Consider the following 16,500-nt stretch of genomic DNA (forward strand, 5'->3'; position numbering starts at 1 on the left):
GGGATTGATTAAAAGTCCCTTTTTCTAATTAATTTAAAATCTTATAAAATGACATTTATTTGTTTCGCTTGATGCTTCCAAAGGGGTCTTCTAATCCTTCTTTTGCTTTTTCTACCTCTTCTTTTACTTCATCAATTAAAGAGGTATCTACCCCTGCTTTCTCTACACTTTTATTGATTTCATTCTTAATTTCAGAAGTAGCATCTCTTAATTGGCGCATTCCCTTGCCTAAGGTACGAGCTATTTCTGGAATTTTATCTGTACCAAAAAGCAATACAGCCACAAAGAGAACAAAAAACAATTCGGGAGTACTTATGAATAAAGGTACCATCTATTGTATGAAATTTTTTGCAAATTTACAAAGATTTTGCAGGAATGAAAGTAATTTGTCAAATTATTTTTTATACTTTTGCCATTGCTAACAAAAAGAAACTGAATGGAAATAGAAATAGCAACTTTACTTACTGAAATAGAGAAACTTACAGAGAAAGAGATCCTTGAATTACTTATAAAGAGATACCCACATAAGGTGGTTTTCTCTACTAGTTTTGGAATGGAGGATCAGGTTATTACTGACTTTATTCTTAAAAATAAAATCCCTGTGGAAATATTTACCTTAGATACAGGTAGATTATTTTATGAAACCTATACGACGTGGGAAAATACAAATGAATATTATCATACAGAGATTACTCCTTATTATCCTGATGCCAAAGCAATAGAGAGATATGTAAAGGATAATGGTATTAATGCTTTCTATAATTCAGTACCTTTGAGACAAGCATGCTGTCATATCCGTAAAGTAGAACCCCTTAAACGAGCATTAGCAGGGAATAAGGTTTGGATTACAGGGCTCAGGGCAGAGCAATCTGCTAACCGCGAGCAAATGAAAATGGTAGAATGGGATGAAACAAACCATATTATAAAAGTACATTTGCTATTACATTGGAGAACGGAACAGGTACTGTCTTTTCTTCGTAAAAATGGAATACCCTATAATCCTTTGCATGATAAGGGTTATCCTAGTATTGGCTGCGCTCCCTGCACCCGTGCTATTAGGGAAGGTGAGGATTTTCGTGATGGTCGTTGGTGGTGGGAGAACAAAACCAATAAAGAGTGTGGGTTACATATACATAAATAGTTATTCTTTTTCTATCCATGTCTTAACTGCATAGAACATCTCAGCAGAAAAGACATGTCCAGAGGCAAATGTTTGATAAGAATATGGAATGTGCAAATTCTTGAGAAAATTGATAGTTTCTTCAGCCCACTCTAAAGGAATCAATTCATTGGAAAAACCATGTAGTAGACATATTTTTAGGTTTTCGAAATTGTTCTTTTGGTAACCAAAGTTGAGGAGTTTTTTATCTATAAAGCTGTTAATAGCCACTACACGCTGAACCTTTTCAGGGAAAGAAATGGCTATAGAAAGGCTCAAAATTCCTCCTTGGTCAAATCCTAAAAGTGTAATATTCTTCATATCGATATTAAACCTTTCACAAGACTGATTGATAAAAGTCAAAAGTTTATTTTGAGTAGCTTGTGCTTGAACAATGTCACACCACTGGGAAGAGGCAAGTTCTATGGCATACCAAAAAAATTGTGTTTCTGATAACCCATATGGAGCTTGGATAGAAATAACAATATACTCCTCTGGGAGTTCGTTGGCTATAGAAAAAAATTCCTCTTTATTTTGACCATAACCATGTAACATAAAAATGGCAGGTGATTTACCATTTTCCTGCTCTATAATAGCAGGCCTTACCAAATAGTTCAAAGAAAAACCTTTCATTTTGGTAGGTGAGAATAAAAATTGTAGAACTTAATTGTATGCCTGTATTAATTGAATATAGGTAATTAGTATTTTGTGTTTGTTTTTTGTTAGGATTTTAAGTATTCTTAAGTACAATTATCTGTATTTATTGCTCTCCTTTAAACCATTTACCTCTTTCAGTGATAACACCAAGGACATTTCCTTTGCATTTTTCACCAATAAAAGCACAATTTTTAGAAGAAGAGCGGATCATTTCTGTAGAAAAAGTAGTTTCTCCATCTATATTAAAGAGAGTAATATCTGCTTTAGCTCCCACTTTGATAGGAGAGGAGGGAAGGAAAAATCTTTTTTTTGCTTTAGTGAGCATTTCAATTACTTTTTCTAAAGAAAAGTGTTGGATAAGGATACCAAAAGCTGCCTCTAAGCCTATGGTGCCAAAATCTGCAAGGTCAAATTCTTTAGCTTTACATTCAATATCAAGCGGATAATGATCTGTGGTTACCATATCAATAGTTCCATTTTCTACTCCTTTATGTAAGGCCTCTACCTGTGCCTTATCACGCAAAGGAGGAAGGACTTTGTAATTGGTATTGAAGTTGTCAAGTGTATTATCTGTAAAATGCAGATTATGTAGGGCAACACTGCAGGTTACATCTAATCCTTTTTCTTTAGCTTGAGCGATAAGGGCTACCGATTGTGCTGTAGATATAGTAGGTATATGAAGCTTTCCTCCTGCATACTCTAAAATAGATAAATCTCGTGCAACAATAATTTCCTCTGCTAAAGCAGGAATTCCTTTAAGCCCTAATCGTGTGGAATTTATATGTTCATTTACGACTCCCTTCCCCATAATGGAAGAATCACAAGGAAAAGAGATAACAATTCCTCCAAAAGTTTGTGTGTATTGTAGGGCTATCTTTAACAAGTTTGCTTGAGGAATACATCTCTTGTAGTCTCCAAAGGCAACAGCTCCAGCCTTTTGCATATTATAAAGTTCAGCTAAATATTCTCCTTTACTCTCTGTGGTGAGAGCTCCTATAGGGAAAACTTGTGTTATAGCTCCTTCTGTAGCCGTTTTTAAGTAGTTAATTTGACTACGGGTTTCAGTAATAGGATGTGTTGTAGGATTAAGTATTATTTGTGTAAAACCACTCTCAGAGGCAACCTGTACTCCATGAGCTAAGGTTTCCCGTTCTTCATAACCAGGTTCTCCAAAACTCACACTACTATCCGCCCACCCTTGTGATATATAACAATTAGAAATAACATCACAATCCTCTGAAGGAGCAATCTCATGAGCAATCTGGATGATAGCCCCATTCTCTATAAGAATATCTTGTGTCTTCTTATGAAAGGAACTATCTCTGTCTATGATAGTTACGGATTTTAATAGTGTTTTCATTTTATGAAAAAATCTAAGTAGCAAATGTAATCAATTTTTTTATAATCACAAACATAAAATAAGTTTTTAAGTATAAAAATGACGAGAATATCTTTTATATGTAAAAGAATATCAGAAACTATAACAAAGATAAATGAATAACAAATATAAATAAATATTATTCTCTCATTTATTTTGTGTAATGGATGATAATAGTAAAGTAGAATAGTTAAAAATATATTTATTATTGAAACCTATAAAATAATGAAAAACATTTGTAATTTTGCAACAGTCTAAATAAAAATATTATATATGATTTTTCAAAGAAATTTATTATTCATTTTTACATTTTTGTGTGGAATGTCATTGTATGCACAAACATACAAGATTAAAGGGAAAGTCCTGGATGAAAACAAACTTCCTATAAAAGAGGCTTCTGTTAAAGATATTTTAACAGGTACTTCTGTATTTACAGATAAGGGAGGGAATTACTCTTTAGGACTGCAAGAAGAATATCCTACCTTGCAGGTAAGTAAGGAAGGATATACTACTATTGAATTCTCAGTAGTACTCCAAAATAATGAGAATAGAGTTACCTATGTGGAAACAATCTTGAAACATATTCAAGAGGATATTTCAAAGGTGGTGGAATTGCAACCTGTGATAATCTCTGATAATCCAAGCCTTGTAGCTAACTCCGTGGGGTTGGCAAAGATGAAATTAGATAAGATAGCAGGAGGGACTAACTTAGCTGATCTCAAAGATCTTACTACTCAACGTTCCCAAACGCTCAAGGATGCACTCCAAAGAGAACCTGGAATTATTATTCAGGATTTTTTCGGTGGGAATGACCAACCACGACTCAATATCCGTGGTTCAGGTATCCAGAGCAATCCTCAATCTCGTGGGGTGGCACTCTCTCAAGATGGAATCCCTATTAACTTTGCTGATGGTTCTTATATCATTGGTGTACTGGAACCCCAAGTAAGTAATTTAGTGGAGATATATCGTGGTGCCAATGCTTTAGAACATGGAGGGGCTACTTTGGGAGGTGCTATGAATTTTGTAACTAAAAATGGCTATAATGCTTCTCCTTTGAGTGTAAAGATGGAAGCAGGTAGTTTTAATTATTTTAATAGTAGTATTTCTTCAGGGTTTTCATCAGGGAGAAATGATCTCTTCGTAGCATCCTCTTATACCCATAGTGATGGTTATCGTACCTATAATAGCTCTAAGCGCTTTAATGCCTTGCTCAATGTAGGTCGCAAGTTCACCGATAAGTTTGAGGCACGCCTTTATGCATCTTTCACTGATCTCTATTTTGATATACCGGGACCCCTTACTCGCTATCAAATGGAGACAGATAGTAAACAAATTAATAAAGCCCCTAAGCAAACATTCCCTTATGCATTTGGTCCTAATGTGCTTCGAGATAAACCAAATAGAAGTAGTAAGATTGCACGTTTTGGAACCAAATTTGCCTATCAGATAAATGATAATAACTTTTTATTAGCAACTCTCTACTATCAATATGCCGATGATGCTTTCACTTATCCTATTGCCAATGGTATTCGTCAGGATTTCAATAATGACTATGGGGTACGTCTCTCTTACACTAATACTACAGAGAAGAATGATTTTACTCTTGGATTGCAGTACAGTCAAGGTCTTATGCACCAATCTCGCTTCCACAACGATCGCGGTAATTTCGGAGCACTCTTTGCCAAACAAGATCTGACTGCTAACCATGCTATAGTTTATGTTTCTGATACTTACAAGATTACGACTTCCTTCTTAGCCAATGTAAGTATACAAGGAAGCTATGATACCCGTAAGGTAGAGGATAAGTATACAGGAGCTAAGCGCCCATTCCTTTTTGTAACACCTAATGGCTTGCAGGCACACGCATTACCTAATCCCAATGCAGTTACACCTGTCACAGGTGATTTCACTTACAATGCTATCAATCCTAAGGTAGGGGTTATCTACAAGCTAACGGATCGTGCACAGGTCTTTGCTAATTTCTCTCGTAGCTATGAACCACCTACATTCTTAGAGATCGTACGACTTACAGGAAGTGCAACGCCTAATCCAAACCGTCCTCCCGTACCTTCTGTGGTTTATAGCAATAGTTCCAACGTGAATTCAGGACCTACTACTATTACTATCTCTGACCTAAAGGCACAAAAAGCATCTACTGCGGAGCTTGGTACCAAAGGAAATATTGGACAAGCCCTCGTTTGGAATGTAAGTGCTTATCACTCTTGGGTAAAAGATGAAATTTTCACCATTGCTGATGGAAGTGTTGGCGTAGGAGGAAATACAGTGAATACCCCTTATAGAACTATACACAGAGGAGTAGAAGCAGGTTTGAAATCTATATTTTTGACAAATATTTTTTCTTCTAAGGAGGATTCTTTTACTATTTCAGTCAATTATAACTATAGCGACTTTTTCTTTGACGGTGGCGAGCTTAAGAACAACCAAATTGCAGGAATTCCTACGCATTACGTCTTTGGAGCACTTACCTATAAGCATCCAATAGGTATCTTTGCCGAAGTGAACCTCGAATCGCTTCCTGTAAAGACCCCAATTGACCACAAGAATACTCTTTATCAAGATCCTTACAGCCTTGTAGGGGCACGTATTGGATATAAGAAAGGACAATGGACATTCTTCTTACAAGGTAACAACTTAGCCGATAAGGTATATGCCTCCAGCTATCTTATCCAGGCTGAGGTTACACCCCCTCCTGCAAGACTTACACCTAAACCTGTACCAGATGATAAGACAAACTTTATTCCAGGGGTAGGAAGAAATATTATAGGAGGACTTTCCTTTACTTGGTAGTTGATCCTTTTCACATTTTTCATAAACTTTGTCAGCCTAAATCAAGGTTGACAAAGTTTTTTTGTCTAATAGAATTAAAAATAGTATCTTTGCGCTCTGATAGCAAATACTATGAAACTGATAACTTTGCTGGAAACAAAAGGGATAAACTCACAACCTCTACAGTATTTCAAACCTCGTGGAGGCGTTATTCTCATGGACGACAACGAGCGTGAGGAAATCCTTCAGTGGATAGCACAGTACGACCTTGGCTTTGAGCTACTGCCCCTGTTCTCCAACCAAGAGAGTGATTGTATGGCTATCTATACCACAGGTTTCCTAAAAGGCAAAGTGGTAATCGTAAGGCACGATGAGGCGGTGTTTGCCCCAACATTCAGGAGCTTGGACTCTTTTCTCAAGGCTTATGAAAAAGCAGCCAAGCAGGCCGATTTTTATGATTGGGATGATATAGAGGAAGAAGATTATCCTATTACAAAGGAGAATGAGGCAGAACCCATTGTATTACAAGAATGTTGGCAGTATATAAAAGCAGCCAATTTTATCTCCGATGTACAAAAAGAAACGATACAAACCATGACCATTTGGCTTACCCCTCCTTCTCAGTTGGACTCCTTATTGCCCTTTGTCCAAAAGGAGTTTGCTCTTAAAGAAACTCTGTTTGTAGTGGCTTATGCTATAGATGCATTAGGCATTACTCATCAGTATACGCCTGCCAAACCTTTGATAGCAGAGCTGCTCAAAACAAGGCGATTTGCCAACTATTATAGGCGAGATAGCTTGTATCATGGGGAGTTTAAAGTAAAAGAGACCCTTATAGGAAAAATGGTGCGCCCACTGCTTAGGGTGATCACCGTTCCTTTTATGCTATTGAGTCTTCTTTTTGTAGAGCTTATAGATAGGTTTAAGAAGAAAAATAAAAACATTAAAAATAGTATCTGATGAAAAAATATACCGATACAGGCAAGAAAGACACCCGAAGTGGTTTTGGGGCGGGACTTGCCGAGCTGGGACGTAAAAATCCTAATGTAGTGGCTCTTTGTGCGGACTTAGTAGGTTCGTTGAAAATGGAAAAATTTATTGAAGAAAATCCTACCCGTTTCTTTCAAATAGGCATTGCTGAAGCTAATATGATGGGAATTGCAGCAGGGCTTACCATAGGAGGAAAAATTCCTTTTACAGGTACCTTTGCCGCTTTTTCCACAGGACGTGTGTATGACCAAATACGTCAGTCTATTGCTTATTCTAACAAAAATGTAAAAATTTGTGCCTCCCATGCAGGACTCACTCTCGGTGAGGACGGTGCTACTCATCAAATATTAGAAGATATTGGGCTGATGAAGATGTTGCCTAATATGGTGGTTATTAACCCTTGTGATTATAATCAAACCGAAGCGGCTACCCTTGCCATTGCGGACTATGTAGGACCTGTGTATCTGCGTTTTGGACGTCCTGCTGTACCTAACTTTACCCCTGCAGACCAAACCTTTGAGATAGGAAAGGGTATCTTGCTCAATGAAGGGAATGATGTAACTATTATTGCTACAGGACATTTAGTATGGGAAGCACTCTTGGCTTGTGAGGTCTTGGAACAAAGAGGTATCTCAGCAGAAGTAATAGATATTCATACTATTAAGCCATTAGATGAAGAAATTATTCTAAACTCTGTAAAGAAAACTAAAGCAGTTGTAACTTGTGAAGAACATAATTATTATGGTGGTTTAGGTGAGAGCGTAGCTCGTATACTGGTGCAACACTATCCCGTACCACAAGAGTTGGTAGCAGTCAATGATACTTTCGGGGAAAGTGGTACTCCATCCCAACTGATGCAAAAGTACGGCCTTGACAAAGAGGGTATCCTCAAAGCAGTAGAGAAGGTGCTAAAAAGAAAATAAGATGCTAAGAGAACAACTCCAAAAACTCTTCCCTGACCATAAGGAGGAAATACTTCCCGGAGAACCTACCTCTAATATCTGGCTACAGGACAACCCTCTTTTGTGTAAATACGAAAAGCGCAAGGGTAAACCCATTACCCTTATTGAGGGCTATACAGGTGCCGATGCCGATTTCAAAATATTAGCTAAGGAACTCAAAGTCCGCTTAGGAGTGGGAGGGGCTGTAAAAGATGAGAAAATTATTATTCAGGGAGATTATCGAGATAAAATAATGGATTTCCTGAAAGAAAAAGGATTTAAGGTAAAGCGAGTGGGAGGGTAGACTTTTTAATAAGATAGCTTCATAGCATCATAGAGCACTTAGTGTTAAGAGTGTTTATATATGCTATTGTTTGATATAAATATGTTTTTACAATTGCTAATTTCAGAGGATGAAAGTGATAAGAAAATACAAAGTAGAATAACAATGAAAAAATTTATAGTTGGGCGTGTGAAAAGCACTCGTTATGCTTTGCAAGGTTTTTGGTTATTAGTTCGTACGGAGGATGCTATTATTACTCATAGTATTGGTTTTGTGCTTTTTATAGGTTTAGGGATATTTTTTAAGATTACTTTTACTGAATGGATGTTTCAGCTATTAGCTTTTGGAGTTCTATTAGCTATAGAGGGGCTTAATACAGGGTTAGAAAAATTATGTGACTTTGTTCATCCTGATTTTCATGTTAAAATAGGAGAGATAAAAGATGTAGCTGCAGGAGCAGTTACCATGATATTTTTTGCTGTGGTAGCAGTATTAGGATTTATTTATATACCCTATTTGATTAGGTAAAAAAATTAAAAAGTAAAGTTGTGTCAGTGAGTATGTGGGAAAAATTGTGTATTAGTATAGAGCATATCCATTGTATCTTAGAAAGATAAGAATATTTTACGTATTATCTATTATTTACCTGCTCCGCTCCTTTTAATACTGCTTCTTCTAAGGATTTTTTGTAGAGGATGATTTTCTCTTGGATCTCTTTATGGGCGACACCTAAGATTTGGGCAGCGAGGATACCCGCATTCTTAGCACCATTGAGAGCAACAGTAGCTACGGGAACACCTGCAGGCATTTGTAAGATAGAGAGTACTGAATCCCAACCATCAATAGAATTTCGACTTTTGATAGGTACCCCAATTACAGGAATAGGTGTAACAGCAGCTAACATTCCTGGCAGGTGGGCAGCACCTCCTGCTCCTGCAATAATTACATCAATCCCTTTTGTGTGGGCAGTTTTCCCAAAAGAAATGAGTTTTTCTGGGGTACGGTGAGCAGAGACAATATCTACTAAAATAGGGATTTGTCTCTCTTTTAAGAAATCAATGGCCTCTTGCATAATAGGAAGGTCACTTTGGCTTCCCATAACTACAGCTACTTTCATTACTGAACTATTTTAATTAAAAAGCAAAGATACAAAAATAATAATGAATGGTGAATGATTAATGGTTAATTAACATTACTCAATATAATATTAATAGCTCTTTTTATTGTTAGAGTTCTTATAAGAATGATACTAATATCAAATCACTATGACAGAAGGAAATTTCACAGATTATGTAAAAGTATATGTCCGATCAGGCAATGGAGGAAAGGGTTCTGCACATTTGCATAGAGAAAAATTCATAGAAAAAGGGGGACCTGATGGAGGAGATGGTGGACAAGGTGGTAATGTAGTTATTCGTGGAAATAAAAATCTTTGGACACTTATTCATTTTAAATTTCAACAGCATTTTAGAGCAGAGCACGGTGGTGATGGCGGTGCCAATCGCAGTACAGGTGCCGATGGAGAGAGTGTATATTTAGAGGTGCCTTTAGGGACTATTATCAAGGATGCTCTTACTGGAGAATCTCTTTTTGAGATTACTGAAGATAAAGAGGAGAAAATAGCTTTAAAGGGTGGAAAAGGAGGTTTAGGAAACTGGCATTTTCGCACCTCTATTAATCAAACACCTCGTTATGCACAACCTGGTTTACAAGGTGAGGAAAGAGAGTTATTATTAGAATTGAAAGTCCTTGCTGATGTAGGCTTAGTAGGTTTCCCTAATGCAGGAAAATCTACTTTACTTTCGGTATTAACTTCTTCTAAACCTAAGATAGCAGACTATCCTTTCACTACCTTGAAACCTAATTTAGGAATAGTTCAATATCGTGATTATCATTCTTTTATTATAGCTGATATTCCAGGTATTATAGAAGGAGCTTCTCAAGGAAAAGGATTAGGATATTATTTTCTGCGGCATATAGAGCGTAATTCAGTGTTGTTATTTTTAGTGTCCTCTGATAGTAAAGATATTGTAGAGGAATATTATATTTTACTTTCTGAACTAGAAAAATATAATCCGGAACTTCTAGATAAACAACGAATTCTTGCTATCTCAAAAGCTGATTTATTAGATGAGGAACTTCGAAATCTGATGATGAAAGAACTTGAGAAATCTTCTTTGAATATTCCTTATTTGTTTATTTCATCTGTGGCACAACAAGGGATTATACAGTTAAAAGATAAGCTATGGCAGATGCTTCAATAATTATGTTAAATTGATTGGTGTAAATAAGTTGAATAGTTATAAAATGTTAATAATAAGTGTAAAAATAACTTTTTTTTAACTTGTGAGATTATTTGATACTCATTTTTTTCGCTTAATTTTGCCCCACTTAAAACAATAAAAATATTTAGGAAATAATGAAAAGAGCTATTGTTGATTACAAAAAATTGACTAAAGACATTTTAGCTCTCTTAGTGGAGAAGTATCCTGAGGGTTACCAAGACCATGATGTGATCAAATTTAAAAATGCCAAAAATGAGACAGTAGAGGCTCTTGAAGTACGTACAGAGGATACTATTTATTTAGTGAAGGTAAGTACTCGATTGGCTAGTTCTATGGAACGCTATTATGAAGAAGATGAGGAAGATGCGTATTATGGAGAGGGAGCTATAGAAATGCCGAAGGAAGATGAAATTACTTTTAAACCTAGGAGAGAGGCTTCTAAAATGATTCCTCCTATAATAGAAGAGGAAGAAGAGGAGGATAGCTATAATGATAATTATGATGATGAGTTAGAAGAGGAAGAAGAAGAATAGGATGATGATTAAGTAAGAGATAATTATTGATCATAATTAGTGGATAGTTTTTTTTTTCTCATAAATGTTGTGTGTAAAAAAAAAATATATTAACTTTGCCGCCGATTTAAAATACATAATAATCATTTAAATAATATTGGAATGTATCTAACAAAAGAAATTAAAGCTGAAATTTTTAAAAAGCATGGAGGCAGTGAAACTAATACAGGATCTGCTGAAGGACAAATCGCTCTATTTACGCACCGTATCAATCATTTAACAGAGCACATGCGTATTAATCGTAAGGATTATAATACACAGCGCTCTTTAGTAAGACTTGTAGGTAAGCGTAGGCGTTTACTAGATTATCTAAAAGAAAAAGATATTGAAAGATATCGTACTATTATTAAGGAATTAGGTATCCGAAAGTAGTTTTGTTATTGAACAAGAGGGGCTTTTTGCCCCTTTTTTTATGAAAAGAAGCCATTACAATCTTGAAAAGTAGTTTTTCATTGGGATAGACGTAATACAACACAACACTATTTGTTTCATTTTAATAAAAAAAATTATGATTCCAGAAGTAAAAAAAGAAATCATTGAACTTGGCGATGGACGTACTATTTCCATTGAAACAGGTAAATTGGCTAAGCAGGCAGATGGTGCTGTAGTGGTACGGATGGGTAATGCAATGCTCTTGGCAACCGTAGTTGCCAATAAAGAACCTGGAGAAGGAGTTGACTTTCTTCCACTTACGGTAGATTACCGTGAGAAATTTGCGGCAGCAGGACGCTTTCCGGGTGGATTTTTTAAAAGAGAGTCACGTCCTAGTGATCAGGAAATACTTACCATGCGCTTGGTAGATAGAGTGCTACGTCCCTTGTTTCCTGAAGAATATTACTGTGAAGTACAGGTAATGATTCAATTAATGTCTCATGATGAAAATGTAATGCCTGATGCCTTGGCAGGACTTGCTGCTTCTGCATGTTTGGCAGTTTCTGATATTCCTTTTGATGGTCCTATCTCTGAAGTACGTGTAGGACGTATTAATGGACAATTTGTTATAAATCCTAATGCTAAAGAACTTACTCAATCTGATATGGATATTATGGTAGGTGCCTCTAAAGAGTTCGTCGCTATGGTAGAAGGAGAAATGGATGAGGTTTCTGAAAAGGATATGGCAGATGCTATTCGTTTTGCACATGAAGCAATCAAAACACAGATAGAAGCTCAAGAGCGTTTAAAGGCTAAGGTAGGGAAGGTTCTCCGAGCTTATGAAGTACCTCAGGAGAATAAAGAGGTTGCTCAGAAAATATATGATTTTTGCTATGATAAGTGCTATGCCATTGCTAAGGAGAATACTACCAAGCATGAGCGTAATGACAAGTTTGATGCTGTAAAGGAAGAGTGTAAGGCTCTATTTACTGAAGAAGAATTGGAAGAATATAGCGCTTTAGTGAATAAATATTTTTCTAAAGCACAAAAGGAAGCTGTTCGTAACCTTATCCTTAATGAAGATATTCGTTTGGATGGTAGAAATACCAAACAGATACGTCCTATATGGTGTGAGGTAGGCTACCTTCCCTCTCCTCATGGTTCTTCTATTTTTACCCGTGGAGAAACACAAGCACTTGCTACTGTAACTTTGGGAACTTCACGTGAGGCTAATGTTATAGATATTCCATCTGAACAGAGCGAAGAACGTTTCTATTTACATTATAATTTCCCTCCTTTTTCTACAGGAGAAGCGCGTCCACTCAGAGGAACTTCTCGTCGTGAGATAGGACATGGTAATTTAGCACAACGAGCTCTTAAGCGTATGATTCCAGAGGATTGCCCTTATACTGTAAGAGTAGTTTCTGAAATTTTGGAATCTAATGGATCTTCCTCCATGGCAACAGTATGTGCAGGTACTTTGGCTCTGATGGATGCAGGTATTCAAATGAAGAAACCTGTATCAGGTATCGCAATGGGGCTTATTACTGATGGTGATAAATATGCAGTACTTTCTGATATTTTGGGGGATGAGGATCATTTAGGAGATATGGATTTTAAGGTGACAGGAACAAAGGATGGAATTACAGCTTGTCAAATGGATATCAAGATTAAAGGGCTTACCTATGAGATTCTTGAGAAAGCTTTAGAACAGGCTCGAGAGGGACGTATGTACATTTTAGGTAAAATTACCGATACTATAGCCGTACCTAATCCAACCGTAAAACCACATGCACCTAAGATTATTCGTCTTGAGATGCCTAAAGAATATATTGGAGCCTTTATTGGAACTGGAGGTAAGAATATCCAAGACTTACAAGAACGTACTAAAACGACTATTGTAGTAGAAGAATTAGGTGAATTGGGTATAGTGGAAATCTTAGGTACTGATACTGAAGGTATCCAAGAGGCTGTAGATGCTGTATATCATGTGTCTTTTGAACCTGTAGAAGGAGAAATCTATAAGGTAAGAGTAGCACGTTTGGTTGACTTTGGTGCTTTTGTGGAATTCGTTCCTGGTAAGGATTCTCTTTTACATGTTTCAGAAATAGCATGGGAACGAGTAGAAAAACCTTCTGATGTGCTTAAAGAGGGTGATATTATTGAGGTGAAATATCTTGGTATAGATCCTAAAACTAAGAAGACTCGAGTATCTCGTAAAGCACTTCTTCCACGTCCTGAGCATCTCGAAAAGAGGGAAAGACCTCATTCTGAAAAAAAAGATAAAACTTCCCTTAAGAAAGATAAGAAATAGAAGTTTTAGTACATATCTTTGATTTTATTAGAGTACCTTTTCTTTTTCTAGAGAAGGTACTTTTATATTTATAATTCCTTATTAATTAAGTTATAATATAAGGTTACTCATAGCGGATGAGTTCAGGGACACTATAGTTAAAGTTTGGGAGCCTGAAATCTGTGTTTCCAATACCCATAAACTTCTGTATACCGTTGCCTACTCCAGGTACTCTTGGCATAAAAATGAAAGAGAATTGGAAATTTCCCAAAGGAATATAGTCATTGGTGATATAGAAACCAATACCAAATTTAGTGAATACTTGATCCTTAAAAAAGGAAGTGGAAGGTTCTCCAATGAATCCTACATCTGTTGTCAGAAAAGGGCTTACACGGAATCCCCATATGGAAAAGGGTGAATAAGATTGAGTTTGTGCTGTGAAAATAGACTTATGTGTACCTGAGAGTGTGGGACTATCAAAGCCCATAATACCTGTGCGTCCATTCAAGGTTACACGATCTTTTACATAATCTATACGAGAGAGACCAATTACAGATCGCCATTTGCCAAACTGTCTGAAGTTCCATTTTCCTAAATGGAATAATGGAGAAAAATAAGTAAATTCCCATTTGAGGGTTGTTTGTTTGTAATCTTTGTTAGAAAAAAAACTTCCTAACTGTACATCTCCGGAAAAATAACCTAAAGAAAAATAATCTGCATACATTATCTTTCCTCCTAGATAGGGTTCCATTTTTCCGAGTTTCTGTTGTGCTCCCCAGAGGAAAGTCAGGGATTTCCCTATGGGGATATCTTCTATGTCTCGATGACGAAAAATATACCTATCCTGTTCATATCCAAAGTAGTTAATCCCTATAGAGGCTAAAAATATATCTCTGCTTGAGTAAAAATGATGTTCATCTAAAAAGGAGGAAGGAGCCTTGAGATAGTCTATCTGATAATGCCGTAAGGATAAGACTAATTTTGTGATATGGTTGGTAGGGGTATATTTTTTTAAGATAGGAAAAGACACACTCCCCCATACTCCTTTTCCAGCTATTTTAAAATTTTGATGATATAAGGAATCACTTTTTAATATAGTATCCTCAAAAGTACGTGAATATACATTAATTCCTCCTGCCCAACGTGTATATATAGAGTAATATGGGCGAGTAAGTGACCAGTATTTGTAGTAATGTTTGTCAAAATCAAAAGAATAGCCTATAGCAGTATTAAGTGTACTGGCATAAATATTGGGAATTTCATAGTCAAAACCAAAACTTGGGCGTGCATTTCCTGAGAATTCTTGGCTATATCGAGCAGAAACTTGATGTCCATATCCTAAAAAGTTCCGTTCAAATACTCTTATTGTCCCATGTTTTAATGAACCATCTGCATCAGCATATAGGCTCCAGCTATCTAATATAGATACACTTATATCTACTGAGTCCTTACTTTGGGTAGGTAAGGGGATAATGCGTACCCTACGTATGTAATATTGGCTGCGTAATACTCGCTCAGTTTCTGTAACCTTAGTAGAATCTAAAGGCATGTTGTTATTGAAAAGAAGTAACCGTTTGATTACTTTATTTTTTGTTTTGTTATGGAAAACATTCCCTAATCGTTCCCATTTGTCAGGTTGCTTGGAATTGTCTCGTTCATCATAACCTAAAGGATCATAAGTATCTATATAGATTTTACGAATGATCTTTCCTTGAAAAGGCTTCCACGGACGTTTCTCCTTTTTCTGTATAGGAGCAGAAGGTATGTCCTCTTTTATTGAAGAGAAAAGAAGTTCATGAATTTTTTGAGTAAATTTGTTCTTCTGTGTTTTTAGTTCTATTTTTTTGTAGAGGGTGTCATCTTTTGCTTTTAAGGAGTCGTTTTCAATCACTTTAGTACGTAAAGTGTCTTGTGCCAGTAGCAACTGGCACCAAAAAAAGACTATAAGAGCTATGAAAATAGATAGTTTTTTCAAAAAGGTACAGTAATTTGTGTCTTTATCAGTCGATGAAACTTTCGTACTCCGTTGTGTTTAGTTTAGTACAGGTATAAGGAAAGATTTGTTCATTTTCATTTTTCCTATGGTTATACTCTTCTACTACCCTATAGATATTTCTCCCATTAAGTTGTTTTCGGTTAACCTCTACAAAGTAAAAAGCATTGGTATTGAAGCCCGAAGCCCTTCTATCATAGAAAAGAACTAAGGTCCGTTTATGCTTAGGACAGTGATAGATAACGTGTTTCATTGTAGCCTCTACCAGCTCGTAAGTGTCTTTGAAGTGATATTCTTCAAAGCCCGTTTGTTCCTCCTCAAAAGGTAATTTCTTAGGAAAGACTACCCTCTCTTTTTTCCTTGGCAAGCTAAAACGTACCCAAGTAGTATATCCGTCAGGCGCTCCACAATCAAATCCATGTAGGTCAAAAGGGAGTTCTATCTGGATACTATCAGAAGTAGCAATAAGCATGCCACGAATGTAAAACTCTTGTAAGATACTTTTTTTTAAATAATTATCTTTTTTTTGGTTGAGTATATGTTGGCGTAAAGCCCTCTGATACCCATCAAAATCCTCTCCATATTTGGCTTTGGTTACCCTGATGATGCTATCACTGTGAGATTCTTTTTCAAGTTCTTGAGCAGTCTTCTGCATAGGTATTTCTGTACTAATGACAGGAGATATCTTTGTGTTATCAATTATGGTAATTGTTTGATTGGTAGTAATCTGAGGCTTCTTTTGGCAAGAAGTTAAAAGGATAATGAGAATAATAGTAAGAGGTTTCAT

The 16,500-nt window shown here is 36.2% G+C and carries 16 protein-coding genes; 10 read left to right on the plus strand and 6 right to left on the minus strand.

Translation table 11 applies throughout. From position 1 onward, the window contains the following. Positions 1 to 55: 55 nt before the first annotated feature. Positions 56 to 331 (minus strand): twin-arginine translocase TatA/TatE family subunit, encoded by a 276-nt coding sequence (locus HMPREF9071_RS05175; protein ID WP_009745532.1) that lies wholly within the window; start codon positions 329 to 331, stop codon positions 56 to 58. 105 nt (positions 332 to 436) lie between these two features. Between HMPREF9071_RS05175 and HMPREF9071_RS05180 the strand changes: the two genes are divergently transcribed. Continuing rightward, positions 437 to 1,141, plus strand: coding sequence for a phosphoadenylyl-sulfate reductase (locus HMPREF9071_RS05180; RefSeq protein ID WP_009745534.1), 705 nt, complete (start codon positions 437 to 439; stop codon positions 1,139 to 1,141). Here HMPREF9071_RS05180 and HMPREF9071_RS05185 read toward each other — a convergent pair whose 3' ends face one another. Then, positions 1,142 to 1,792, minus strand: coding sequence for an alpha/beta hydrolase (locus HMPREF9071_RS05185; protein ID WP_009745535.1), 651 nt, complete (start codon positions 1,790 to 1,792; stop codon positions 1,142 to 1,144). A 127-nt stretch (positions 1,793 to 1,919) separates the two neighbouring features. Beyond that, positions 1,920 to 3,176, minus strand: coding sequence for a dihydroorotase family protein (locus tag HMPREF9071_RS05190; protein WP_040358035.1), 1,257 nt, complete (start codon positions 3,174 to 3,176; stop codon positions 1,920 to 1,922). Positions 3,177 to 3,467: 291 nt separating this feature from the next. Here HMPREF9071_RS05190 and HMPREF9071_RS05195 point away from each other — a divergent pair, with 291 nt between their 5' ends. The 5 genes from HMPREF9071_RS05195 (at position 3,468) to HMPREF9071_RS05215 (ending at position 8,726) form a co-directional block, all read left to right on the plus strand. Then, positions 3,468 to 6,005, plus strand: coding sequence for a TonB-dependent receptor domain-containing protein (locus tag HMPREF9071_RS05195; protein WP_009745537.1), 2,538 nt, complete (start codon positions 3,468 to 3,470; stop codon positions 6,003 to 6,005). Positions 6,006 to 6,116: 111 nt separating this feature from the next. Further along, on the plus strand, positions 6,117 to 6,944 hold the full coding sequence (locus HMPREF9071_RS05200; RefSeq protein ID WP_009745538.1) for a hypothetical protein: 828 nt from the start codon (positions 6,117 to 6,119) through the stop codon (positions 6,942 to 6,944). Beyond that, complete coding sequence (locus tag HMPREF9071_RS05205) at positions 6,944 to 7,897, plus strand: transketolase family protein (RefSeq protein ID WP_009745539.1); 954 nt, start codon at positions 6,944 to 6,946, stop codon at positions 7,895 to 7,897. Before HMPREF9071_RS05200 ends, HMPREF9071_RS05205 begins: the two co-directional genes overlap by 1 nt. A 1-nt stretch (position 7,898) precedes the next feature. Continuing rightward, on the plus strand, positions 7,899 to 8,219 hold the full coding sequence (locus HMPREF9071_RS05210) for a translation initiation factor (RefSeq protein WP_009745540.1): 321 nt from the start codon (positions 7,899 to 7,901) through the stop codon (positions 8,217 to 8,219). A gap of 144 nt (positions 8,220 to 8,363) precedes the next feature. After that, positions 8,364 to 8,726 carry a diacylglycerol kinase gene (locus HMPREF9071_RS05215; protein WP_040358331.1) on the plus strand — a complete coding sequence of 121 codons (363 nt, stop codon included), beginning with the start codon at positions 8,364 to 8,366 and terminating at the stop codon, positions 8,724 to 8,726. Between the two features lie 103 nt (positions 8,727 to 8,829). On the opposite strand, the gene purE is transcribed toward HMPREF9071_RS05215, so the two are convergent. After that, positions 8,830 to 9,315: a 5-(carboxyamino)imidazole ribonucleotide mutase gene (gene purE, locus HMPREF9071_RS05220; RefSeq protein WP_009745542.1), complete on the minus strand. Its 486-nt coding sequence runs from the start codon at positions 9,313 to 9,315 to the stop codon at positions 8,830 to 8,832. Positions 9,316 to 9,463: 148 nt separating this feature from the next. Here purE and obgE point away from each other — a divergent pair, with 148 nt between their 5' ends. From obgE to HMPREF9071_RS05240, 4 genes are all read left to right on the plus strand, one after another. Next, positions 9,464 to 10,462: a GTPase ObgE gene (gene obgE, locus HMPREF9071_RS05225; RefSeq protein WP_009745543.1), complete on the plus strand. Its 999-nt coding sequence runs from the start codon at positions 9,464 to 9,466 to the stop codon at positions 10,460 to 10,462. 155 nt (positions 10,463 to 10,617) lie between these two features. Continuing rightward, on the plus strand, positions 10,618 to 11,016 hold the full coding sequence (locus HMPREF9071_RS05230; RefSeq protein ID WP_009745544.1) for a hypothetical protein: 399 nt from the start codon (positions 10,618 to 10,620) through the stop codon (positions 11,014 to 11,016). Between the two features lie 141 nt (positions 11,017 to 11,157). Continuing rightward, positions 11,158 to 11,427 carry a 30S ribosomal protein S15 gene (rpsO, locus tag HMPREF9071_RS05235; protein WP_009745545.1) on the plus strand — a complete coding sequence of 90 codons (270 nt, stop codon included), beginning with the start codon at positions 11,158 to 11,160 and terminating at the stop codon, positions 11,425 to 11,427. A gap of 136 nt (positions 11,428 to 11,563) precedes the next feature. Continuing rightward, complete coding sequence (locus HMPREF9071_RS05240) at positions 11,564 to 13,741, plus strand: polyribonucleotide nucleotidyltransferase (RefSeq protein ID WP_009745547.1); 2,178 nt, start codon at positions 11,564 to 11,566, stop codon at positions 13,739 to 13,741. Between the two features lie 103 nt (positions 13,742 to 13,844). Here HMPREF9071_RS05240 and HMPREF9071_RS05245 read toward each other — a convergent pair whose 3' ends face one another. Both HMPREF9071_RS05245 and HMPREF9071_RS05250 read right to left on the minus strand, forming a co-directional pair. Next, positions 13,845 to 15,695: a hypothetical protein gene (locus HMPREF9071_RS05245; RefSeq protein WP_009745548.1), complete on the minus strand. Its 1,851-nt coding sequence runs from the start codon at positions 15,693 to 15,695 to the stop codon at positions 13,845 to 13,847. Positions 15,696 to 15,720: 25 nt separating this feature from the next. After that, positions 15,721 to 16,500 (minus strand): hypothetical protein, encoded by a 780-nt coding sequence (locus HMPREF9071_RS05250; protein ID WP_040358036.1) that lies wholly within the window; start codon positions 16,498 to 16,500, stop codon positions 15,721 to 15,723.

It is taken from the genome of Capnocytophaga sp. oral taxon 338 str. F0234, assembly GCF_000192225.1.
Classification (GTDB): Bacteria; Bacteroidota; Bacteroidia; order Flavobacteriales; family Flavobacteriaceae; genus Capnocytophaga.